Annotated in this window: 15 protein-coding genes; 13 read left to right on the forward strand and 2 right to left on the reverse strand. The window is 72.4% G+C overall.

The window, feature by feature from the left end; genetic code table 11:
* Positions 1-26 precede the first annotated feature (26 nt).
* The 11 genes from ligA (at position 27) to ACIQM4_RS24015 (ending at position 16761) form a co-directional block, all read left to right on the forward strand.
* Entirely contained in the window at positions 27-2219 is a 2193-nt protein-coding gene (ligA, locus tag ACIQM4_RS23965) for an NAD-dependent DNA ligase LigA (RefSeq protein ID WP_401595141.1), read from the forward strand.
* Between the two features lie 354 nt (positions 2220-2573).
* Positions 2574-4838 (forward strand): putative bifunctional diguanylate cyclase/phosphodiesterase, encoded by a 2265-nt coding sequence (locus ACIQM4_RS23970; protein WP_401595143.1) that lies wholly within the window; start codon positions 2574-2576, stop codon positions 4836-4838.
* 374 nt (positions 4839-5212) lie between these two features.
* Positions 5213-5509, forward strand: a complete 297-nt coding sequence (gatC, locus tag ACIQM4_RS23975) for an Asp-tRNA(Asn)/Glu-tRNA(Gln) amidotransferase subunit GatC (protein ID WP_007384860.1) — start codon at positions 5213-5215, stop codon at positions 5507-5509.
* Between the two features lie 6 nt (positions 5510-5515).
* Positions 5516-7009, forward strand: coding sequence for an Asp-tRNA(Asn)/Glu-tRNA(Gln) amidotransferase subunit GatA (gene gatA / locus ACIQM4_RS23980; protein WP_401595145.1), 1494 nt, complete (start codon positions 5516-5518; stop codon positions 7007-7009).
* The gene (locus ACIQM4_RS23985; protein WP_362416023.1) at positions 7006-7248 is read left to right on the forward strand and encodes a hypothetical protein; all 243 of its coding nucleotides are present in this window, start codon (positions 7006-7008) and stop codon (positions 7246-7248) included. Before gatA ends, ACIQM4_RS23985 begins: the two co-directional genes overlap by 4 nt.
* A 16-nt stretch (positions 7249-7264) precedes the next feature.
* Positions 7265-8776, forward strand: coding sequence for an Asp-tRNA(Asn)/Glu-tRNA(Gln) amidotransferase subunit GatB (gatB, locus tag ACIQM4_RS23990; RefSeq protein WP_401595148.1), 1512 nt, complete (start codon positions 7265-7267; stop codon positions 8774-8776).
* A 269-nt stretch (positions 8777-9045) separates the two neighbouring features.
* Complete coding sequence (locus tag ACIQM4_RS23995) at positions 9046-11151, forward strand: phosphocholine-specific phospholipase C (RefSeq protein ID WP_401595150.1); 2106 nt, start codon at positions 9046-9048, stop codon at positions 11149-11151.
* A 120-nt stretch (positions 11152-11271) separates the two neighbouring features.
* The gene (locus ACIQM4_RS24000; protein WP_401595153.1) at positions 11272-11862 is read left to right on the forward strand and encodes a GNAT family N-acetyltransferase; all 591 of its coding nucleotides are present in this window, start codon (positions 11272-11274) and stop codon (positions 11860-11862) included.
* Between the two features lie 35 nt (positions 11863-11897).
* On the forward strand, positions 11898-12650 hold the full coding sequence (locus ACIQM4_RS24005; RefSeq protein ID WP_401595155.1) for a hypothetical protein: 753 nt from the start codon (positions 11898-11900) through the stop codon (positions 12648-12650).
* 234 nt (positions 12651-12884) lie between these two features.
* Entirely contained in the window at positions 12885-13091 is a 207-nt protein-coding gene (locus ACIQM4_RS24010) for a hypothetical protein (RefSeq protein WP_401595158.1), read from the forward strand.
* A 64-nt stretch (positions 13092-13155) separates the two neighbouring features.
* A complete protein-coding gene (locus ACIQM4_RS24015; protein ID WP_401595161.1) occupies positions 13156-16761 on the forward strand; it encodes an AAA family ATPase in 3606 nt (1201 codons plus the stop codon).
* A gap of 21 nt (positions 16762-16782) precedes the next feature.
* Here ACIQM4_RS24015 and ACIQM4_RS24020 read toward each other — a convergent pair whose 3' ends face one another.
* Positions 16783-17955, reverse strand: a complete 1173-nt coding sequence (locus ACIQM4_RS24020) for a PQQ-dependent sugar dehydrogenase (RefSeq protein ID WP_401595164.1) — start codon at positions 17953-17955, stop codon at positions 16783-16785.
* A gap of 108 nt (positions 17956-18063) precedes the next feature.
* Positions 18064-19086, reverse strand: coding sequence for an aldo/keto reductase (locus ACIQM4_RS24025; RefSeq protein ID WP_401595166.1), 1023 nt, complete (start codon positions 19084-19086; stop codon positions 18064-18066).
* Positions 19087-19162: 76 nt separating this feature from the next.
* Between ACIQM4_RS24025 and ACIQM4_RS24030 the strand changes: the two genes are divergently transcribed.
* Both ACIQM4_RS24030 and ACIQM4_RS24035 read left to right on the forward strand, forming a co-directional pair.
* The gene (locus tag ACIQM4_RS24030; protein ID WP_401595168.1) at positions 19163-20140 is read left to right on the forward strand and encodes a 2-hydroxyacid dehydrogenase; all 978 of its coding nucleotides are present in this window, start codon (positions 19163-19165) and stop codon (positions 20138-20140) included.
* Between the two features lie 371 nt (positions 20141-20511).
* On the forward strand, positions 20512-23505 hold the full coding sequence (locus ACIQM4_RS24035; protein WP_401595171.1) for a putative bifunctional diguanylate cyclase/phosphodiesterase: 2994 nt from the start codon (positions 20512-20514) through the stop codon (positions 23503-23505).
* Positions 23506-23535: the final 30 nt, after the last annotated feature.

Raw genomic sequence — 23535 nt, forward strand, 5'->3', positions numbered from 1 at the left:
ACGCCCCGACAGGTCAACGGGAGGACATGACGGTGGCTGGCGAACAGCACGCAGCGGTACCCGCAGAGGCACGGGAGAAGCACGCGCGGCTCGCTGAGCAGATCGAGGAGCACCGCTTCCGGTACTACGTCAACGACCAACCGGTCGTCAGCGACGCCGAGTTCGACAAGCTGCTGCGGTCCCTGGAGGCGCTGGAGGAGGAGTACTCCGAGCTGCGCACCCCCGACTCGCCCACCCAGAAGGTCTCCGGGGCGTACGAGACGGAGTTCACGTCCGTCCAGCACCGCGAGCGGATGCTCTCCCTCGACAACGCCTTCGACGACGAGGAACTGGCCGCCTGGGCCGAGCGCGTCGCCGCCGAGCTCGCCGGCATCGAGTACCACCTGCTGTGCGAGCTCAAGGTCGACGGGCTCGCCGTCAACCTCACGTACGAGAAGGGCCGGCTGACCCGGGCGGCGACCCGCGGCGACGGACGCACCGGCGAGGACATCACGCCCAACGTGCGCACGATCGCGCAGATCCCGCAGCGCCTCACGGGCGACCGCGTCCCCGACCTGGTGGAGATCCGCGGCGAGGTCTACTTCCCGATGGAGGCGTTCGGCGAGCTGAACGCCCGGCTGGTGGAGGCCGGCGACAAGCCCTTCGCCAACCCGCGCAACGCGGCGGCGGGCTCGCTGCGCCAGAAGGACCCCAGGGTCACCGCGAGCCGTCCGCTGCGCATGGTGGTGCACGGCATCGGTGCCCGCGAGGGCTTCGGCATCGGCCGCCTCTCCGAGGCCTACGACCTGCTCAAGGAGTGGGGCCTGCCGACGGCCGGTGAGAACCGGGTGGTCGAATCCCTGGACGGCGTACGGGAGTTCATCGCGTACATCGGCAAGAACCGGCACTCCGTCGTGGAGCACGAGATCGACGGCGTCGTGGTCAAGCTCGACGAGATCCCGCTCCAGGGCCGGCTCGGCTCGACCTCGCGGGCACCGCGCTGGGCGATCGCCTGGAAGTTCGCTCCGGAAGAGGTCAACTCCAAGCTGATCAACATCCGGGTCGGCGTCGGCCGCACCGGCCGTGTCACTCCCTACGCACAGGTCGAACCGGTGACGGTGGCCGGCTCCGAGGTCGAGTTCGCCACCCTGCACAACCAGGAAGTGGTGAAGAAGAAGGGCGTCCTGATCGGGGACACCGTCGTCCTGCGCAAGGCGGGCGACGTCATTCCGGAGATCCTCGGACCGGTCGCGGACCTGCGGGACGGCAGTGAGCGCGAGTTCGTGATGCCCGCCGAATGCCCCGAGTGCGGGACGGCGCTGCGCCCCATGAAGGAGGGCGACATCGACCTCCGCTGCCCCAACGCGCAGACCTGCCCGGCCCAGTTGCGCGAACGGCTCTTCTACCTCGGTGGCCGAAAGAGCCTCGACATCGAGAACTTCGGATACGTGGCCGCGGCCGCGCTCACCGGACCGCTGGAGCCCGCCGAGCCGCCGCTGCTCGACGAGGGCGACCTCTTCGACCTCACCATCGAGCAGCTGCTGCCCATCAGGTCCTACGTCCTGGACCCCGACTCCGGGCTGCCCAAGGTCGACCCGAAGACCGGCGAGGAGAAGATCGCCACGATCTTCGCCAACAAGGAGGGCGAGCCCCGCAAGAACGCCCTCGCGATGCTGGAGAACATCAGGGCCGCCAAGGAGATGCCGCTGGCCCGCGTCCTGACCGGGCTCTCCGTCCGGCACGTCGGCCCGGTCGCGGCCGAGGCGCTGGCCCGCGAATTCCGGTCGATCGACCGGATCGAGCAGGCCTCCGAGGAGGAGCTGGCGGGTGTCGACGGGGTCGGCGCGATCATCGCCGCGTCCCTCAAGGAGTGGTTCGCCGTCGACTGGCACCAGGAGATCCTCCGCAAGTGGAAGGCGGCCGGCGTCCGCATGGAGGAGGAGGGCGCCGACGAGGACCGGGGGCCGCGCCCGCTGGAAGGGCTGACCGTCGTCGTCACCGGGACGCTGGAGAAGTACACCCGGGATGGCGCAAAAGAGTCGCTCCAGAATCTCGGAGCGAAAGTGACCGGTTCCGTTTCGAAGAAGACGTCCTTCGTCGTGGTCGGCGACAGCCCCGGTTCGAAGTACGACAAGGCGATGCAGCTGAAGGTGCCGGTGCTCAACGAGGACGGCTTCCGGGTGCTGCTCAGCGAAGGGCCGGAAGCCGCACGTGAAGCGGCGGTTCCGGTGGTGGAGTAACGGGAAGAACAGGGCCCGGAGGGTCACCCGTTCGGCGCATACCAGACGCCGGCGGGGGGCCGGGTCGCATTCGGGCAACAGCGGCCGACCGCTGCCCGGGAGGGCCTGGAGCGGCCTACTGTTGGGAGGTGCGCCTGTCGTGCACGGCTGTGCAACCGCTTGCTGTCTTCGCGGGGCCGTCCTCCAGGGAGTGCGCTTCCGGGGGACGGCTCCCGGGGAGCCGCCCCCCCGGAAGGAGCCGGCTCCACGGGAAGCTGCTCCCGGGGAGACCCGGGAGGCGGGGCGGGCCGTGAGGGCATCACAACAGGGCCATCTCGCGTGACACGGGCATCGCCGGCTGTGAGAGGGACGGGAATGAAACCGACCGAGAGTGCCGACCCGGCCTCGCGGCTGAGCAGTCGGTCCGCTCTGGCTGCCGCGCTGACCGGACTGTTCGGCCGCCGGGCCGCCGGGCCCCGGCCGCCGCAGTACGCCCCGCCCCCGCCCCCGCACCGGCCGCCGCTCCGGGCCACCGGACGAGGGACGCAGGCCGGAGCGCCCGACGGGCGCTCCGCGGGAATCCGGCCGCAGCTCCTGGGGCCGCTGCTGCCCGCGGTGCTGACCGGACTGGCCGCGATCGTTCTGGTCACGGGCCTCGTCCAGGACATCGGCGGAAGCCGTGCCCTGTTCCCCGGCGGCACCACCGGATGGTCCCTCGCGGTGCTGACGGGGGTCATCGTCGGCCATCTCGTGGCGCTGGGCCGGGACCGGTGGTGGGGCGGCACGGGATCGGGGGCGGCGCTCACCCTGGCCGTACTGCTGCTGTACGGATGGGTCCCGGCCGGGCTGATCAGCCTGGCCGTCGTCGTCCTGGTGGGATGTGCGCGCAGGCGCCGCTGGCGGCAGGGGGTGCTGCACGGCTCCGCCGACATCCTCGGCATCGCGGCGGCCGCCCTCACCCTGGGCCTGTTCGGCGACGTACCGACCGTGGAGACACCCTGGCAGCCGCTCGCCTGGGACTGGGGGGTGCTGCCCGAGGTGGTGCTCGCGGCCGGCACCTATCTGCTGGTGACCCGCCTGCTGCTGTGGTGCGCCCAGGCCCCGCAGCACGGCAGGCTGCCGTCCGTCGCCCGAACGGCCCTGGTGCGGCAGGGACTTGTGGCCGGCGCACTGCTCGGTATCGCGCCCCTGATCTGTGTGGTCGCCGTCGCGATGCCGGTACTGCTGCCGCTGTTCGCCGTACCGCTGATCGCCCTGGACTCCACGCTCTGGATAGCCAGGGCGCGGGCCGAGGAGCAGTTGCGCGATCCGCTGACCGGGCTGCCCAACCGGCAGTGGCTGCTGGAGCGCGCCAGGCCCGCGCTTGAGGAGGCCGAGTCGATCGGCTCCCGGGCGGCGCTGGTCCTCATCGACATGGACCGCTTCAGGTCCGTCAACGACACCCTCGGCCATCTCGCCGGTGACCGGCTGCTGTTGCAGATAGCCGACCGGCTCCGCAAGGCGCTCCCCAAGGGGGCGGAGGCGGCGCGGCTGGGCGGCGACGAGTTCGCCGTGCTGCTGCCGCGCACCGAGTCCGCGACGAGCGCCCAGCGCGTCGCCCGCCACCTGGTCGCCGAGCTGGGCTCACCGCTCGACCTGGACGGGCTCTCCCTGGTCCTGGAGGCGAGTGCCGGGGTGGCCGTCTTCCCCGATCACGCACTGGACGCGGAGGGCCTGCTGCGGCGGGCCGACGTCGCCATGTACCAGGCGAAGCGCGATCGCAGCGGGGTGGAGGTCTACGAGTCCAAGCGGGACTCCAACACCCCCGACCGGCTCGGTCTGCTGGGGGACCTCCGGCGGGCGCTGGACGCGGGGGACGTCGAGCTCCACTACCAGCCCAAGGTGCAGTTCGACGGGCAGGTCGCCGGACTTGAGGCGCTGGTGCGGTGGGTGCACCCGGAGCGCGGGCGGGTCTCCCCGGACGAGTTCATCGCGATCGCCGAGTCCTCCGGGCTGATGCCGCACCTGACGGAGTACGTGCTGGAGACCGCGCTCGCGCAGGTCGCGCGGTGGCGTGCCCAGGGACTCTTCGTGCCGGTCGCGGTGAACGTCTCGCCGCGTGACGTGCACACCCCGGGCTTCGCGGGGGCGGTCGCGGCGCGGCTGGCCAGGCACGGGGTTCCGGCGGGCTCGCTGCAGCTGGAGATCACCGAGCACGTGCTGCTGGAGGACCCGCAGCGGGCCGCGGACACCCTGGCCGGGCTGACCGGGCACGGCGTGAAGATGTCGCTCGACGACTTCGGGACGGGTTACTCCTCCCTGGTGCATCTGCGGCGGCTGCCGGTGAGCGAGCTGAAGATCGACCGGTCGTTCGTCGCGCGGCTCGCGGTGGACACGGAGGACGCGTCGATCGTGCGGTGCACGGTGGACCTGGCGCACTCGCTCGGGCTCCTGGTGGTCGCCGAGGGTGTCGAGGACGACGAGACGTGGGAGCGGCTGCGGGACCTGGGCTGCGACGCGGTGCAGGGCTGGCTGGTGGCGGCGGCGATGCCACCGGACGAGGCCACGGCGTGGCTGCTGGCACGGGGCTCGCGGGGGTGGCAGCGACCGGCGGAGCTGGCGGCTGCGGCGGCGGATTCCCTCCGGGCGGAGGGGGAGTAGGCGTCCTGGCACGGTCCGCGCCTGCCGGGGGGCCCTTCAGGGGCGCGGGGAACTGCGCGCCCGGCCCCCACCGATCCGCACGGAGTGAGACGGCCCCGTCAGGGGCGCGGGGAACTGCGCGATCAGCCACGAGGCGCCCGCGCGAAGGAATCGCACCCCGCAAGGTCGGTCCGCCGCAAGACGGGTGCGCTCCGCGCGAGGGGCCGCCCCCTTGCCCACCCGTCCCGCCCCCGGGGGGCGGCCCCGCTGCCCAAGGGAGCTGGGGGGGTGGGGAGGAAGCGGGGGTCCGGGGAACTGTTTCGCGGGGAGGGGAGGGGGACCCATAGGATTGGGCGCAACAAGCACACCGCACACCAACCCCTGAGGATCGCTGCATGCCTGGCATCACGCGCGAGGAGGTCGCACACCTCGCACGGCTGGCGCGTCTGGAGCTGAAGCCCGAAGAGCTTGAGCACTTCGCCGGTCAGCTCGACGACATCATCGGCGCGGTCGCCCGCGTCTCCGAGGTCGCCGACCAAGACGTACCGCCGACCTCCCACCCGCTGCCGCTGACGAACGTCATGCGCGCGGACGAGGTACGCCCGTCGCTCACCCCCGAGCAGGCGCTCTCCGGCGCCCCGGCCCAGGAGCAGCAGCGTTTCAAGGTGCCGCAGATCCTGGGGGAGGACTAAAACAGCATGACTGAGATCATTAGGCTCACCGCGGCCGCGACCGCCGAGAAGATCGCCTCCGGCGAACTCACGGCCGTCGAGGTCACCGAGGCCCACCTGGCCCGGATCGAAGCCGTGGACGAGAAGGTCCACGCCTTCCTGCACGTGGACAGGGAAGGGGCGCTCGCGCAGGCCCGCGCCGTCGACGCCAAGCGGGAGGCCGGCGAGAAGCTCGGCCCGCTGGCCGGCGTTCCCCTCGCACTCAAGGACATCTTCACGACGGAAGGGGTCCCCACCACCGTCGGCTCGAAGATCCTCGAAGGCTGGATCCCGCCGTACGACGCCACGCTGACCAAGCGCCTCAAGGCCGCCGACGTCGTCATCCTCGGCAAGACCAACATGGACGAGTTCGCCATGGGGTCCTCCACCGAGAACAGCGCGTACGGGCCGACCGGCAACCCCTGGGACCTGACCAAGATCCCCGGCGGCTCCGGCGGCGGCTCGTCGGCCGCCCTCGCCTCGTACCAGGCACCGCTCGCCATCGGCACGGACACCGGCGGTTCCATCCGCCAGCCCGCCGCCGTCACCGGCACCGTCGGCGTCAAGCCCACGTACGGCGCGGTCTCCCGCTTCGGCATGGTGGCGTTCTCCTCGTCCCTGGACCAGGGCGGGCCCTGCGCCCGTACCGTCCTGGACACGGCGCTGCTCCACGAGGTCATCGCCGGGCACGACCCGCTCGACTCGACCTCCATCGACGCCCCGGTCCCGCCGGTCGTCGAGGCCGCCCGCAACGGCTCCGTGCAGGGGATGCGCGTCGGCGTCGTCAAGCAGTTCCGCGGCGAGGGCTACCAGGCCGGGGTCCTCCAGCGCTTCGACGAGTCCGTCGAGCTGCTTCAGAAGCTCGGCGCCGAGATCGTCGAGCTGGACTGCCCGTCCTTCGACCTGGCGCTCTCCGCGTACTACCTGATCGCGCCCTCGGAGTGCTCCTCCAACCTCGCCCGCTTCGACGCCATGCGCTACGGCCTGCGCGTCGGCGACGACGGCACGAGGTCGGCCGAGGACGTCACCGCGCTCACCCGCGAGGCCGGCTTCGGCGACGAGGTCAAGCGCCGCATCATCCTGGGCACGTACGCGCTCAGCTCCGGTTACTACGACGCGTACTACGGCAGCGCCCAGAAGGTCCGTACGCTCATCACGCAGGACTTCGAGAAGGCGTTCGAGCAGGTGGACGTCATCGTCTCGCCGACGACGCCGACCACCGCCTTCCCGATCGGCGAGCGCGCCGACGACCCGATGGCGATGTACCTCGCCGACCTGTGCACCATCCCGACGAACATGGCGGGCAACGCCGCCATGTCGCTGCCCTGCGGCCTCGCGCCGGAGGACAACATGCCGGTCGGGCTCCAGATCATCGCCCCCGCCCTGAAGGACGACCGGCTCTACAAGGTCGGAGCTGCCGTAGAGGCCGCCTTCGTGGAAAAGTGGGGGCACCCGCTGCTTGAGGAGGCACCGTCGCTATGAGCCCCATGCCCATCAAGGCCAAGGGATTCAAGAATTCCAAGGCCGGCACGTACCTGTCGATCGGCTCCACCGCCTTCGGCGCGATCAGCGTCGCCAAGCAGGCCCGGATGGCCCGCAAGGACAATGACACGCTCCGTCTCGTCGACGCAGTTGTCTCAGCCGCCGCCATCGTCACCGGCCTCGCTCTGCTCTACCGCGAGCTGAAGAAGCTCGGCGACGACGACGTCCTGCTGGGCTGAGAGGGAAAGTTTCACCGTGACTGTCACTACCGACCTCGTGTCGTACGAGGACGCCCTCGCGACGTACGACCCCGTGATGGGTCTTGAGGTCCACGTCGAGCTCGGCACCAAGACGAAGATGTTCTGCGGCTGCTCCACGGAGCTGGGCCAGGACGCGAACACCCAGACCTGCCCCACCTGTCTCGGACTGCCCGGCGCGCTGCCGGTCGTCAACGAGATCGGCGTAGAGTCGGCCATCAAGATCGGCCTGGCGCTGAACTGCGACATCGCCGAGTGGTGCCGGTTCGCCCGGAAGAACTACTTCTATCCGGACATGCCGAAGAACTTCCAGACCTCCCAGTACGACGAGCCGATCGCCTTCAACGGCTACCTCGACGTACAGCTGGAGGACGGCGAGATCTTCCGGGTGCAGATCGAGCGCGCCCACATGGAGGAGGACACCGGCAAGTCCACCCACGTCGGCGGCGCGACCGGCCGCATCCACGGCGCCTCGCACTCCCTGCTCGACTACAACCGCGCGGGCATCCCGCTCATCGAGATCGTCACCAAGCCGATCGAGGGCGCGGGCGAGCGGGCTCCCGAGGTCGCCAAGGCATACGTGGCGGAGCTGCGCGAGGTCATCAAGGCGCTCGGCGTCTCCGAGGCCCGGATGGACAAGGGCCAGATGCGCTGCGACGTGAACCTCTCGCTGCGCCCGCACGGGCGCGAGGAGTTCGGCACCCGCTCGGAGACGAAGAACGTCAACTCGCTCCGCTCCGTGGAGCGGGCGGCGCGCTTCGAGATCCAGCGTCACGCGGCCGTGCTGAACGACGGCGGCACGATCATCCAGGAGACCCGGCACTTCCACGAGGAAGACGGCTCGACGACGTCCGGTCGTATCAAGGACAACGCCGAGGACTACCGCTACTTCCCCGAGCCGGACCTGGTGCCGGTGGCTCCCGCCCGTGAGTGGGTCGAGGAACTGCGGGGCGGCCTCCCCGAGATGCCGCGCGTGCGCCGCAACCGGCTCCGCGAGGAGTGGGGGGTCAACGAGCACGACATGCAGTCGATCCTCAACGCCGGCGCGGTCGACGCGATCGTCGCGACGATCGAGGCCGGCGCGGACTCGGCGTCCGCCCGCAAGTGGTGGATGGGCGAGCTGGCGCGCAACGCCAACGAGACGGGCCGGGCGATCGACGAACTGCCGATCACCCCGGCGCAGGTCGCCCGCGTCACCGCCCTGGTCGCCTCCGGCGATCTGAACGACAAGCTGGCCCGCCAGGTCATCGAGGGCGTCCTCGCAGGTGAGGGCGGTCCCGACGAGGTCGTCGAGAAGCGCGGCCTGAAGGTCGTCTCGGACGACGGGGCACTGGGTACGGCGGTCGACGAGGCCATCGCGTCCAACGCGGCCATCGCGGACAAGATCCGCAGCGGCAAGGTCGCGGCGGCGGGTGCACTCGTCGGCGCGGTCATGAAGGCCACCAGGGGCCAGGCGGACGCGGCACGTGTGCGCGAGCTGATCCTGGAGAAGCTGGGCGTCGAGGGCTGACACCCGCAGTACGAGTGGTACGTCACGAGGGGCCCCGGTCGAGATCCTGCGACCGGGGCCCCTCGGCGTCACCCGGGTGATGAACCATCAGCCATGGGGGCCTCTGTCCTCACCAGGAACGAAGCAGGGCCCCTGCGTCCTCACCAGGAACGACGCTTGGACTTGTGGGACGGCCGCTTGGACGTTCACCGACGATCTTGACCAGGTACTTCTCCGGTCCACCCGGCACCAGTACTTTCCGGGCATCACCACCGACCCGGGAGGACCCCATGGCCACTGATCTCACCCGCCGCCGCCTCTTCGCGATCGGCGGCGGAGCGCTCGGTGCCGCAGCCGCGGGCTCGCTGCTGCCGCCATCGCTGCAGGCCGCCATCGCCGCGGAGCGCCCCGCGTCCGGCGGGCTGCGTGCGATCAAGCACGTCGTCGTGCTGATGCAGGAGAACAGGTCCTTCGACCACTACTTCGGCACCCTGCGCGGCGTACGCGGCTTCGGGGACCGCAACGCCATCGAGCTCCCGGACGGCAAGCCCGTGTTCGACCAGCCGGGCTCGCTCACCCGGGTGCTGCCCTTCCCGGTGCGCGACGCCGCCGAGGCGCAGAAGAAGGACCTCCAGTACATAGGCGACCTCGACCACTCGTGGGACGGCGGCTCGAAGGCCTGGGGGCAGGGCTGGATGAACGGGTGGGTCACCGCCAAGACCGGGGCCACCATGGCCTACTACGACCGCCGCGACCTGCCCCTGCACTACGAGCTCGCCGACACCTTCACCATCTGCGACGCCTACCACTCGTCCATCCACACCTCGACGAGCCCCAACCGCAACCACCTGTGGAGCGGCTGGACGGGGTTCGAGGCCGACGGCAGCCGGGCCGTGACCAACGCCGCGTACGCGGAGGGCAGCCACCCCGGCTACCCCTGGCCGACGTACGCCGAGCGGCTGGAGAGGGCGGGCCGCAGCTGGCAGACGTACACCGAGTGGGAGAACTTCACCGACAACAACATTGAGTTCTTCACCAGCTTCAAGGCGATCGCCCGCAAGGCGCTGGCCAGGACCGGTGACCACACCTTCATGGAGTCCTTCTACGCGAAGGTGCGCGACACCGCCGACGCGGCCGAGCGGGCCAGGCTGCTCGCTCTCCTGGAGGAAGGCGTGGCCACGCTCACCAAGAGCGAGCGCTCCCTCTTCGAGCGGGGGCTGCGCCGCGGCGAGACTGGCAGCCTGGCCAAGAACTTCCGTGCGGACGTCGCCGCGGGCAAGCTCCCCGAGGTCTCCTACCTGGTGCCGTCGGCCGTCGACTCCGAGCACCCCGGCGCCTCCTCCCCGGTCGCCAGCGCCTCGCTCGTCTACCAGGTGCTGGACGCGCTCGGTTCGCACCCCGACGTGTGGCGGCACACCGCGGTCCTCATCAACTACGACGAGAACGACGGCTTCTTCGACCACGTGCCGCCGCCGGTGCCACCGGCCGACAACACCGACGAGCGCTGGAAGGGCAGGCCCACCGGGCTCGGCATCCGCGTACCGATGCTGGTCGTCTCGCCGTGGACGGTGGGCGGGTACGTCTGCTCCGAGACCTTCGACCACACCTCGGTGATCCGCTTCCTGGAGAAGTGGACGGGCATCCGCGAGCCCAACATCACCCCCTGGCGCCGCCAGGTCACCGGCGACCTGACCTCCGCCTTCGACTTCGATCGCGCCCACCGGCAGCCTTCGGTGGACCGGCCGGGCCCGGTGCCGCCGTTCACCGGGCGCTGGCGTCCCGTGCCCCCGGCGGTGCAGCACATGCCGGTGCAGGAGCCGGGGGTGCGGCGCGCGCGGGCCCTGCCGTACCAGCCGGACGTGCACGGCAGGGTCGCCCCCGACGGCGGGTCCCTGCGGCTGTCCGTCAGCAACACGGGCCGCGCCGGCGCGCACTTCGCGCTGTACCCGTACGCGGGCGAGTTCGCCGTGCCGCAGCACCTGGACGTACGGGGCCGTGCGGACTGGACCGTGCCGCTGGCCAAGGACGCGTACCGCTTCACGGTCACCGGGCCGAACGGTTTCCGCCGCGAGTTCGCCGGGATCCGCGCGGGTACGGCGGAGGTGGCCAGCCGCATCGAGGCCCGCGACCGGGACCTGCACCTGACCCTGGCCAACCGGGGCCGTACGGCGGTCACCTTCCTGGTGCAGCCGCTGGCCTACGCCGACGAGGACGACCTCGACGTACGGCGTCCGCGCAAGGTCACCGTCCGGCCGGGCCGCAGCCGCAGCATCGTCCACTCCGCCGACGACGCGCACGGCTGGTACGACCTGGCGGTCACCGTCGAGGGCGAGCCCGCCTTCCGCCGCCGGCTGATGGGGCACATCGAGAACGGCAGGGCGAGCGTCTCGGGCTGAGCCGACGGGCGGGGCCCCGTGCTGCCGGGCCGGAGCACGGGGGGTCGGCCGTACGTGCGAAGATCCCGGTTGCGTGCCGTGGCAGCGGCGCGCGACCGGCAGCGAGGAACGGGGAGCGGGATGTTCGGCATCGACCTGGACGACGAGGGCGCGGCGGTACTGCGGCCACTGGAACCGTGGCGGGCGGAGGAGTTCCTGGCCCACATCGACCGGGGCCGGGAGTACATCGGCCGGTACATCGGGATGCCCGACATCAACCAGGACCTCCCGTCCGCGGGCCGCTTCCTGCAGAACTACGCGGAGAAGACCGCGGCCGACGCCGGGCAGATCTTCGGCATCTGGCTCGACGGGACGCTCGTCGGAGGGCTCATGTTCCGGCTCTTCGACGCGAAGGCCGGCACCTGCGAGATCGGCTGCTGGCTGGAGCCCACGGCTGCCGGGCGCGGCCTGATCACCAAGGCGTGCACGGTGCTGATCGACTGGGCGGTGGACGGCCGGGGCATCCACCGCGTGGAGTGGATCGCCGACGCGGAGAACACCGCGAGCCTGGCCGTCGCCAAGCGGCTGGGGATGCGCAAGGACGGCATGCGCCGGGAGGCGTACTTCTACCGGGGGACGCGGCACGACGAGGAGATCTGGTCGGTACTGGCCCCGGAGTGGCGCGAGGCACGTGCGGGACGCGGGGTGCGGGCGGGTCGTGGGCCGCGTTAAGAGGTCTCTCAGATAGGACCCCTAGCGTGCGGCACATGAATGCCACTCCCCGCACCGAGGCCAAGAACGACGCCGCCGCCGAGGCTTCCGCCGCGGCGGAAGGCAAGAGCGAAGCGGACGACCGGACAGCGCAGACGGACACGGCCGACACGACCGGCAAGGTCGGCAAGGTCGGGACCGAGAAGGCCGCCAAGGCCGGGACGACCGGGACGTCCGGGACGAAGACCGTCGGCGCGTCGTCGCAGGCCGCCCCGGCCGCGCTCGACACCGACGGCTCCGTCAAGGACGCCGACGACGCGGATGACGTCGACGACGACTCCGACGACGACGCCCTCTTCGTACTCGACGAGGAGCCGTCGGCCAAGCCCGCCTCCGCGGCGGCCGGCGCGGGCGCGATCGTCTCCGCGGGACTCGCGCTCTCCGCCCTCACCGGCACCTGGAGCGGCTCGATCCTCGCCGAGCGCGAGAAGGTCGACAGCCAGCTCCACCTCTCCCAGTCCAGCGATGTCACCGCCCAGATCGAGGGCCTCTACGGCAACGGCTGGCACATGACGGCCCTGGTCAACGGCGGCTTCGCCCTGCTGGCCCTGCTGGTCGGGATCGGCGTCCTGGTGGCCCTGCGCCCCGCGGCGTCGGCGCTCAAGGCCGCCACGCCGAGCCCGGTCTGGATGCGCGCGGTCGCGTGGGGCGGTGTGGCCCTGGCGATCCTGGGCCTGATCGTCTCGGCCGGAATGTACTTCGACCTGTTCGCGTCCCTGCCCACGGCCCCGGCCGCCCCGGCCGCCTAGGGCGTCCTCGCCTCCCCCCGTACCGCATCGGCGCCCTGCGCACCCCCTGACCGGGGTTGCCCAGGGCGCCGAGCGCTTTCAGGGGGGCCTTAGGGCGCCGGGCTCCTCGGGTCCGGCGCCCTAAGGCCCCCCTGCGGCCCGAACATGCGGCACTCTCCCGATGTGCCGGCACCCCCTGGGAAGCGAGAGTTGAGGCATCGCAGGAGGCCACAACAACCCATCGGGGAGCAGCAGATGTTCGAGTACGAGATCCAGCAGAGCCGGCACGCCGAACTCGTCGCGCGGGCCGACCGGGCCCGGCTGGTCCGCCAGGCCCGCGAGGGGGCGAAGGCGGCCAGGGCGGCCAGGGCGGACAAGGGCGCCGACGGCGGCCGTGGCGGCAAGGGGCCGCGGGCCGGGGCGGGCAGGACGCTCCGGGACCACTTCACCCGCGCGGCCTGACGGGCTGCCCGTCATGCGGACAGCGGGTGACGCCGTCCCGAATCCCTGTGCGATGCTCGGCGGCGTGGAGACCAGGTCTGTCAGTCCCGTGTTCGTCGGCCGCAACAGCGAACTGAACACGCTCACTCATGCGCTCGCCCGCGCCGCCGCGGGCGAGCCGCAGGCGTTGCTGCTCGGCGGTGAGGCCGGGGTCGGCAAGACCAGGCTCATCGAGGAGTTCCTCGCGGGCGCGGCCGGACAGCCCCTGGCCCCTGCGGACGCGGCTTCGACGCTCCGGCCCACCGGCCGACCGCCGGGCGACGCCCCCGCATTCCCCGCGCCCCCCGCATTCCCCGCGCCCCCCGCGTTCCCCGCGCCCTCCACCGCATCCCCCGCAGCCCCGGCGCATGCCCGGCCCCTGGCCCCTGCAGCCCCGGCGCATGCCCGGCCCGGGGACACCGCCGGCGCCTTCGCGTACGCCCGGCCCCTGGACCCTGCCAACGCCTCCGCGCTCACCGGGCACGTGGACCCTCCCAACGCTTCCGCGCTCACCGGGCACGTGGACGCCGCCAACGCCTCCGCGCACACCCGGCCGTCCTTCGACCCTGCCCGTGTCCCGGCGTACGCCCAGCCTGCCCCCGTTCCGCCGCCCGCCGAGGCCCACCGCTGGGCCTCCGTGCCCGTCGTCGCCGTCGGGGGCTGCGTCGAGATCGGTGCCGAAGGACTGCCCTTCGCCCCCTTCTCCGCGGCCCTGCGCACCCTGAACCGACTCCTTCCCGACGAGCTGGCCGCCGCGGCCGCCGGCCAGGAGGAGGAACTCGCGCGTCTGCTACCCGAGTTGAGTGAGACCCCTTACGGCCCGTACGGCCAGCCGGGGGCGCCGGGCCGCAGCAGCGGCGAGGACGCCACCGCCCGTCTCTTCGAGCTGACCGTCCGCCTCCTGGAGCGCGTCACCGCGACCCGTACCGTCGTCCTCGTACTTGAGGACCTGCACTGGGCCGACGCCTCCACCCGGCACCTGCTCTCCTACCTGCTGCGCACCCTGCGCAGTGGTCGGCTCGTCGTCGTCGGCACCTACCGCGCCGACGACATCCACCGCCGCCACCCACTGCGTCCCCTCCTGGCCGAGCTCGACCGGCTGCGCACCGTCCAGCGCATCGAGCTGCCCCGCTTCAACCGCGACGAGGTGCACCGCCAGCTCACCGGGATCCTGGGCTCCGCACCCGAACCCGCCCTGGTGGACGAGGTGTTCGGCCGTTCCGACGGCAATGCCTTCTTCGTCGAGGAGCTCGCGGTCTCGATGGGCAGCGGGTGCCGCACCTCCCTCACCGACTCGCTGCGCGACCTCCTTCTGGTACGCGTCGAAGCGCTCCCCGAGGACGCCCAGAAGGTGGTGCGGATCGTCGCCGAGGGCGGCTCCACCGTCGGGTACCGGCTGCTGCTCGCGGTCGCCAGGCTCAGCGAGGACGACCTGATCGAGGCACTGCGGTCGGCCGTCGGGGCGAACCTGCTGCTGGCCGCGCCCGGCGGCGACGGTTACCGGTTCCGGCACTCCCTCGTGCGCGAGGCGGTCAGCGACGACCTGCTGCCCGGCGAGCGCTCCCGGCTCAACCGCCGTTACGCCGAGGCGCTGGAGGCCGACCCCGCTCTCGTGTGCGCCGAGGAGCGCGCCACCCGCCTGGCCAGCTACTGGTACGCCGCCCACGACGCCGCGAAGGCGCTGCCCGCCGTGCTGCGCGCCTCGGTCGAGGCCCGCAAGCGGTATGCGCGCTCCGAGCAGCTGGGTCTGCTGGAACGGGCGTTGGAGCTGTGGGAGGACGCGCCCCAGGAGGTGCGCGACACCCTGCGGCCGATCGACTACGCCGAGGCCTACCCGGCCTGCGGGTGCGGCCCGGCCAGCACCGCGCTGCGCTACCTCGACGTGATGGCCGAGGCCACCGTCGCCGCCCGCCTCGGCGGTGAACGCGAGCGCGCCCTGAAACTCGCCAAGCGCGCCCTGCGGATCCTCACCGAGGAGACCAGACCCGGCGTGAAGCGGGAGTCCGACCCGCTGCGCGCCGCCTGGTTCTGGGTCCAGCGCTCCAAGTCGGTGGTCGGCCTCGCGCGCGGCGACGGCTGGGAGGAGCTGGCCACCGCCCAGGAACTGCTGCGCGGCCTGCCGCCGTCGGCCGTGCACGCGGACATCCTGACGCAGGTCGCGGGCTGGTCCATGCTGCACGAACCCGGCCCCGCCGCCGTCGCCACCGCCGAACAGGCCGTCGAGTACGCCCGGATGGTCGGCGCCCAGGACACCGAGCTCCACGCCCGGCTCACCCTCGGCGGCCTGATGATCGACTCGGGGGACGTCGAGGGGGGCCTCGCCGAGGTGTACGAGGTGCGTGAGCGCGCCCTCGCGCAGAACGCCGTCACCGTGGTGAACCGCTGCCACACCAACGTGCCCTCCCATCTGGAGGCCATCGGGCGGTCCCGCGAATCGGTCGCACTGTGCGAGGAGGGGATCGCCTACGCCCGCGCGCACGGTCTGCGCGAGGGCGAGCACTGGGTGCGCGGCAACCAGTCGGAGTCCCTCTTCTCACTCGGCCGTTGGGACGAGGCCGCGGCGAACTCGCTGTTGACCGAACGCGCCACCTCGCCCACCGTCAAGCCGCGCGCCGCCGCCGCGTTCTGGCAGTCCGCACTCGCTCTCGCCCGCGGTGAACTCGCCGAGGCGAGCGAGCAGTTGCGCAACGCGGCCCACCACTACGGGCCGCACGACCGGATGCCCCAGCACCAGCTTCCCCTGCGGCGGCTGACCCTCGCCATCGCGGCCCACGAAGGGCGCGTCGCGGACGCCCGCGCGGAACTCGTACGCGCCGCGGCGGACGGTTTCCGGATCGGCACCCACCGGTTCGCCTGGCCGCTGCTCGTGGAGGCAGCGGTCATGGAGGCCGAGGCCCGGGAGGTGCCCGCAGCCGACGAGGGCAGGGACGAGGCCGTCGCCCTGATCCGCCACCACGCGAAGCGGCTGGCGACCGGGGCGCCGGTCTGGGACGCCTACCAGGCCTGGGTACGCGCGGAACTCCTGCGCGCCGAAGGCCGGGACACCCCGGACGAGTGGGCGGTGGTCGGCACGGCCTTCGAGCCCCTGGAGCGCCCCTACGACCTGGCCCGGGTGCGGCTGCGCCACGCCGCCCGTCTCCTCGACACCACCGCCACGCCCCACGGCCCCGCCAGGGGCGCCGCCGGGCGCGCCGCCGAGGCGTGCGCCGACCGCGCGCCCGTCCGTCAGGTCGGCGCCGCCCAGGACCGGCACGCCGACCGGGTCCCCGACCGGGCCGCCGACCGGCAGCGGGCCGCCGAGCTGCTCCGGCTGGCCGGGGCCGTGGCCGAAGGGCTCGGGGCCCGCCCGCTGGCCGAGCGGGTGGCCGAACTAGCCAGGCGGGCCCGGCTCACCACGGCCCCCGCACAGAGCGCGCCCGCCGCGCCGCAGCCCGCCTTCCACCTCACCCCGCGCGAACGCGACGTCCTGCGGCTGGTGGCGGACGGCCGCACCAACCGGCAGATCGCCGAGGCGCTGTTCATCTCGCCCAAGACGGCGAGCGTGCACGTCTCCAACATCCTCGCCAAGCTGGAGGTGACCGGCCGTGGCGAAGCGGCAGCCGTGGCCCACCGGCTGGACCTCTTCGGCGCGGCGGCGAAGGCCGCGGGCTGAGCCCGGCGCCGTGCGTGGCGGCTACTTCACCCGCACCTTGAGAATCCGGTCGTCGCCCGGCTCCGGCGTGCCCCGGGAGTCCGTCTCGTTGGTGACCACCAGCAGCTCGGCGCCGCCCGGCGCCAGTACGGTCCGCAGCCGCCCGTACTTCTCCGTGAGGAAGGCCTCCGGCGCGGCCACCGGCTTCGCGCCGTCCAGCGGGATCCGCCACAGCCGTTCGCCGCGCAGCCCCGCCATCCACACGGACCCCTGGGCGAAGGCGATCCCGCTGGGGGAGGCGTCAGAGGTCTTCCACTGGGCGACGGGATCGACGAAGCCGGCCCGGTGCTCCTGCCCCTCCACCTCGGGCCAGCCGTAGTTCTTGCCCGGTTCGATGAGGTTCAGCTCGTCCCAGGTGTCCTGGCCGAACTCCGCCGCCCACAGCCGCCGGTCCTCGTCCCAGGCGAGGCCCTGCACGTTGCGGTGGCCCAGCGAGTACACCACCGAGTCGGCCGCCGGATTGCCGTGCACCGGCTGCCCGTCCGGCGTCATCCGCAGGATCTTGCCCGCGAGGGACTTCGGATCCTGCGCCAGACCGCGCTCGCCGGTCTCGCCCGTGCCCGCGTAGAGCATCTTGTCCGGGCCGAAGGCGATCCGGCCGCCGTTGTGGACGGTTCCCTTCGGGATGCCCTTGAACACCGTGTCCGCCGCGCCCAGTTGCTGGCCCGCGGGGCGCTTCTCGTCGTAGAGCATCCGGGCGATGCGGTTGTCGGACTCGGTCGTGAAGTACGCGTAGACCTGGTGGTCCGTGGCGTACGAGGGGGAGAGCGCGAGGCCCATCAGGCCGCCCTCGCCCGCGGGGGAGGCCCCCGCCACCCGCCCCACCGCGGTCGCCTTCCCGCTCTTCGCGTCCACCCGGGTGAGGGTTCCCTCGTCGCGGGAGGAGACCAGCAGGTCGCCGTCGGGCAGGGCGACCAGCCCCCAGGGGGACTTGAGGTCCTTGGCGACGGTTGCGGTCACCGTGGCCGAACCCTTCGCGGGCGCGGCCTTCGTGCCGGTCGTGGCCGACGGGACCGCGCTGCCGGTCGGTTCACCGGGTGGTGCGGAACTCCCCTTGTCCGCGGGCGGTCTGCCCGCGGGCCCTCCCTCGGAGCACCCCGCCACGAGCAGGAGCGCCGCGGCGGTCAGCGCGGCTGGCACAGCGATACGTCGCACGATGGATCCCTTCGATCGACAGGCTCCTACCGTTCATACACCGCTCCCGCCGCCGGAGTTCCCGATCCGGGCCGACGGCCCCCGGCAAAGAATCCGGCCCCGCGGAGCTCAGTCCCAGGAGCCCTGGGCCGCCGGCAGCTCGCCGATCTCCGCCAGGTCCGCCGCGGTCAGCCTCAGCTCCGCCGCCTTCGCGTTCTCCGCCACCCAGCCGGCCTGCTTCGCGCCGGGCACCGGGATCACGCTCCGGCCGCGCGAGAGCACCCACGCCAGCGCGACCTGCGCCGCGGTGACCTCGGGACCGTGCCGCCGCGCGATCCGCCGCAGCCCGGCCACCACCGGCTGGTTCGCCGCCATCATCTCCGCCGTGAACCTCGGGTGCCTGGCCCGTACGTCGTCCGGCTCGAAGCCCTCGCCCGGCGTCAGGGTTCCCGTCAGGAACCCGTTTCCCAGCGGCATCGCCGCCACCAGCCCCACGCCCCGCGCCTCGCACCACGGCAGCAGCGCCTCCAGCGCCTCCGGCGACCACACCGAGAGCTCGGCCTCCACCGCGCTCACCGGAAAGACCTGCTGCACCCGCTCCAGCTGGCGGATAGTGCCCTCGTGCAGCCCGCCCACCACCGGTCTGCCGACGCCCGTGCCGGAGCGCCGCGACGCCCGCGCCCCGACCGCGCACAGCCCCAACGCCCGTACCTTTCCGGCCCGTACGAGATCGGCCATCGCGCCCCAGGTCTCCTCGACGGGGATCTCCGGGTCCGCCCGGTGCAGCTGGTACAGGTCGATCACATCGGTCTGCAGCCGCCGCAGAGAGGCGTCGCACGCCCGGCGCACATAACCGGGCCTGCCGTTGGCCACGATGTGCTGCTCACCCACCAGGAGCCCGCACTTGGTGGAGACGAAGGCCTCCGACCGCCGCTCCTTCAGCACTCGTCCGACAAGCAGCTCATTGGTGAAGGGCCCGTACATGTCGGCGGTGTCGAGCAGGTTCGCCCCTCGGTCGAGCGCCGTGTGCAGCGCGCGCACCGACTCCTCGCCGCGCTGCCGGGACCCGGTGTACGCCCAGCTCATCGGCATGCAGCCGAGCCCGATCGCGCCCACTTCGAGTGCCGTTGCCCCGATTGTCCTGCGCTCCACCTTGCCCGTACCCCTCCGTCTGCCGCACCCCAAACTAACCGTTGCTGGTCAGGCGCTTTCGCATAGCCTCCTGACCATGACCTCGTACGACAGTGACACCCGTCCCGCCGACGTCTGGCTGCCGATGGAACCGGCCGGGATCGACGGCCTTCCCGACGCGGCGCAGGCCGGTCTGCGCTACCACGTCTGGGACGGCGGGCCGGACTTCCCCGCGGACCCCGCCGACTGCGCCTTCTACGTCGTCCCGTACATGAAGGGCGCGGCGACCGCGCGCCGGCCGCTGCCCCTGATGACCTCGCTGCGTGTCGTGCAGACGCTCACCGCGGGCGTCGACGACCTCCAGGGCGCCCTGGAGCCCGGCCCGCACTCGGGCGTGCAGCTGTGCAACGCCCGCGGCGTCCACGAGGCCAGCACCGCCGAGCTCGCGCTCACCCTCGTCCTCGCCTCGCTGCGCGGCATCCCCCGCTTCGTACGGGGCCAGCAGGAGGAGGACTGGCGCTCCGGCTTCTACCCGGCGCTCGCCGACAGGTCCGTCCTGATCGTGGGGTACGGGTCCATCGGCGCGGCCGTCGAGGACCGGCTCGTTCCCTTCGAGTGCGCGCGGGTGGCGCGCGTCGCGCGCTCCGCACGCACTACGGAGCGCGGCGCGGTGCACGCGTTCACCGACCTGCCCGCGCTGCTTCCGCAGGCGGACGTGGTGATCGTCTGCACCCCGCTCACCGAGAGCACCGCCAAAATGGTCAACTCCGGCTTCCTGTCCCGGATGCGGGACGGCGCCCTGCTGGTGAACGTCTCCCGCGGCCCCGTCGTCGACACCGCCGCCCTCCTCAAGGAGCTGGAGACGGGCCGCCTGAGGGCCGCGCTCGACGTCACGGACCCGGAACCGCTGCCGGCCGGCCACCCGCTGTGGCACGCACCCGGTGTCCTGATCAGTCCGCACGTGGGCGGCAGCAGCTCCGCGTTCGCGCCCCGGGCCAGACGGCTCGTCACCCGCCAGCTGTCCCGCTACGCGGCGGGGGAGCCCCTCGCCAACGTCGTCCAGACGGTCGGCTGAGCCCTGGAGCGGCTCGTCCGGACCAAACGAAAGACCCTGACCCACCGGGGCACCGCCCGCCCGAAAAGTCCCCCGTCGAACACGCTCCGGAGTGGTTTGGACGCATCCAGTTCCCGTAAGCCCACAGGCAGTTACGGAGCGTAGAGGAAGTATGTCCCTGAGTGACCGGTCTGGTGTATCGTCCCGACCTAGGGGCTGCGCCAGGCACCACACCCATGGCGCTGGGGAGCACGACGGAGACTGCAAGGGGGGCGACGGGCGATGCACGGCCAATGGAGAGACGATCCGACGCGGCAGAGTCACCGCAGGGCAGGTCCTGGGGCGGCGGTCCGCCCCGGCCACCTGAAGAAACCCCCGGCCAGGGAGGCCCGGTGAGTGCCCCCGGGGCGGTGCTGACCCGTCGGACGATCGCCGGCAAGAGCGCCGGCGGACCGGGGCTGCTGCCCCAGATCCTGCTCGCCGTGGTCTGCGGAGGATACGCCGCGGGCTCGGCGCTCGGCTGGGGTTCGACCCAACTGGCACTCATCATGGGTGACTTCGGGCTCGCCGCGGCGGCCTTCGTCGCCGCGGTCTCCTGTTACTTCTACGCGCGGACCAGGGAAAGCCGCTTCAGGCCCGCCTGGCTGCTGTTCTCCGTCTCCTCCCTGATGGCGGCGGGAGGAAACGCGGTCTGGGGCTGGTACGAGGTGGTGCTGAGGCGCCCGGTGCCGGCCCCTTCGCTTGCCGACTTCTTCTTCCTGCTCTTTGGTCCGCCCGCCATCGTCGGCCTCCTGGTCCTGGCCAAGCGGCCCGTCACCCGGGCCGGCTGGGTCTGTCTCGCGCTGGACTCCTGGCTGATCGCGGGCTCGCTGCTCACCCTCTCCTGGAGCCTCGCCCTCGCGCACACCGCGGACTTCAAGGGTGCCAACGTGGCCCACGCCGCGCTCTCGCTCGCGTATCCGCTCCTCGACATCGCGCTCGTCAGCATGGTCCTGGCGCTGCACTTCCGCCGCTCGTCGGCCAACCGGGCCGCGATCAACACCGCGATCGCGGCCCTCGCCATGACCGTGCTGTGCGACGCCCTGTTCACCTCGCCGCTGCTGCGCGAGAACTACCACTCCGGGCAGATCCTCGACGCCGGCTGGTTCGCCGGCTCACTGCTCCTCGCGTACGCCCCCTGGGGGGTGAGCCGCGCGGCACACCTGCGCGACAACGCCTCCCCGCACGGGCAGCACGCACCCGGCGCGCACCGACCGCCGCACGACCGGCGCCCGCCGCGCGGGCAGCACGCCCCGCAGGGCCCCGGCACCAGGACCCCGCAGGGGCGGGCAGCGGCCGGCCGGGTCCCCAGCCGGCCCATCGCCGGCTCACTGGCCGCACTCACCCCGTACCTCGCCGCGGCCGTCTGCGTGCTCGGCATCCTGTACAACGTCATGGACGGCCACAAGCTCGACCGGGTGGTCCTCTTCACGGGCTGCACGGTGGTGCTGGCGCTGGTGGTCCGCCAGGGCATCATGCTCGTCGACAACATCGCCCTGACCCAGGAGCTGGCGCAGAAGGAGAACCACTTCCGCTCCCTGGTGCAGGGCTCCAGCGACGTCATCATGATCGCCGCCCCCACCGGCATACTGCGCTACGTCAGCCCCGCCGCGTCCGGCGTCTACGGCCGTGACGCCGACGAGCTGGTCGGCTCCGAGCTGGCCTCGATCATCCACCCCGCCGACCTGGGCCCGGTGGTCCACGAGGTCCGCCGCTTCCTCGCCGCCTCCCCCCTCGACGAGCCCACCACCCGGATCGAGTGCCGCTTCAAGTCCGGCACGGGCGAGTGGCTCAACGTCGAGTCGACGGTCAACCGGCACCAGGGCGGCCTGATCTTCAACAGCCGCGACGTCACCGAACGGGTCCGCCTCCAGGCCCAGTTGCAGCACAACGCCGAACACGACCCGCTCACCGACCTCCCCAACCGCGCCCTGTTCACCAAGCGGGTCCGCCAGGCCCTCACCGGACGCCGGGCCACCGACCCCGGCACCGCGGTCCTCTTCATCGACCTCGACGGCTTCAAGGCGGTGAACGACCGCCTCGGCCACCAGGCCGGCGACGAGCTGCTGATCCAGGCGGCCCGCCGGCTCCAGGACTCGGTGCGGGCCCGCGACACCGCGGCCAGGCTCGGCGGTGACGAGTTCGCCGCCCTGATCCTCGGCGACGGCACCCGCGACCAGGCCGCCCGCGAGTACCAGGTGCACGAGATCGCCGACCGGCTGCGGCTCACCCTCTCCCAGCCGTACAAGGTGGACGGCAACGATGTCCGGGTGGCCGCCTCGATCGGGGTCGCCTTCGCCGAGCCCGGCATCACCCCCACCGACCTGATGCGCAACGCGGACCTCGCCATGTACCGCGCCAAGGCGGCGGGCAAGGACCGGGTCGAGCTGTACGCCCCGCAGATGCAGGCCGAGGTCGTGCGGCGCACCGAACTGGCCACCCGGCTGCGCACCGCGCTGCACGACGGCGAGTTCGCCCTGCTGCACCAGCCGGTGGTCAGCCTGGCCACCGGCCGGGTCGCCGCCGTCGCGGCCCAGGCCCGCTGGCGCTCCGCGCAGGGCATCCTGTTCACCCCGGCGGAGTTCCTGCGCGTCGCAGACGACAGCGACCGCACCGCCGAGCTGGGCCGCTGGCTGCTGGAGGAGGCGGTCGAGCAGGCCGCCGAGCGCAACCGGGCCGGCCACCCCGTGCCCGTCACCGTCCGGCTCACCGCCCGCCGGCTGCTCGACCGGTCGCTGCCGCTCGGCTCCGTCGAGTCCCTGCTGACCCGGCACGGGCTGGCGTCCGGGGCCCTGGTCATCGAGATCACCGACAGCGACCCCCGGGTCTCCTTCGACGACCTCGAACAACGGCTGAGCGCGCTGCGCAGGCTCGGCGTCCGGATCGCACTGGACGGGTTCGGCAGCGGTTACGCGGCCATCAACGCCCTGCGACGGCTGCCCATCGACGTACTGAAACTGGACCGTGGCCTGGTCGAGGGCGTGGTCGAGTCGGCCAGGCTGTACAAGATCACCAGCGGTCTGCTGCGGATCGCCACCGATCTGGGGATGCAGTCCGTGGCGGACGGCGTGGACCTCCCCGACCAGGTGCGGGTGCTGCGCGCGATGGGCTGTACGCACGGGCAGGGAATGGCGTTCTCCGGACCGCTCGACGAGTACCGGCTGCGCCGCGCCCTGGTGCGCGGCGACTATCCGGTGCCGGGCGGCGAAGGCAGCGCGCTGCCCGTCCTGACCGGGGCGCAGGGCGCCGTGCCCCTCCCGGTCCGGCGCCGCGGCGCACCCTCGGCGGACTCGTTCACACATCCGCCATTGCGCTCAAATACTGAGACGCCCGTCCCACCCACTTGACACGCCCGGTGCGCCGGAGGGAGGGTCAAT

The sequence above is a fragment of the Streptomyces sp. NPDC091272 genome, from assembly GCF_044757485.1.
Classification (GTDB): domain Bacteria; phylum Actinomycetota; class Actinomycetes; order Streptomycetales; family Streptomycetaceae; genus Streptomyces.

Coding starts and splice junctions, on each gene's coding strand:
- ligA (WP_401595141.1), top strand. CDS start 27: ATGACGGTGGCTGGCGAACAGCACGCAGCGGTACCCGCAGAGGCACGG.
- ACIQM4_RS23970 (WP_401595143.1), top strand. CDS start 2,574: ATGAAACCGACCGAGAGTGCCGACCCGGCCTCGCGGCTGAGCAGTCGG.
- gatC (WP_007384860.1), top strand. CDS start 5,213: ATGCCTGGCATCACGCGCGAGGAGGTCGCACACCTCGCACGGCTGGCG.
- gatA (WP_401595145.1), top strand. CDS start 5,516: ATGACTGAGATCATTAGGCTCACCGCGGCCGCGACCGCCGAGAAGATC.
- ACIQM4_RS23985 (WP_362416023.1), top strand. CDS start 7,006: ATGAGCCCCATGCCCATCAAGGCCAAGGGATTCAAGAATTCCAAGGCC.
- ACIQM4_RS23995 (WP_401595150.1), top strand. CDS start 9,046: ATGGCCACTGATCTCACCCGCCGCCGCCTCTTCGCGATCGGCGGCGGA.
- ACIQM4_RS24000 (WP_401595153.1), top strand. CDS start 11,272: ATGTTCGGCATCGACCTGGACGACGAGGGCGCGGCGGTACTGCGGCCA.
- ACIQM4_RS24005 (WP_401595155.1), top strand. CDS start 11,898: ATGAATGCCACTCCCCGCACCGAGGCCAAGAACGACGCCGCCGCCGAG.
- ACIQM4_RS24010 (WP_401595158.1), top strand. CDS start 12,885: ATGTTCGAGTACGAGATCCAGCAGAGCCGGCACGCCGAACTCGTCGCG.
- ACIQM4_RS24030 (WP_401595168.1), top strand. CDS start 19,163: ATGACCTCGTACGACAGTGACACCCGTCCCGCCGACGTCTGGCTGCCG.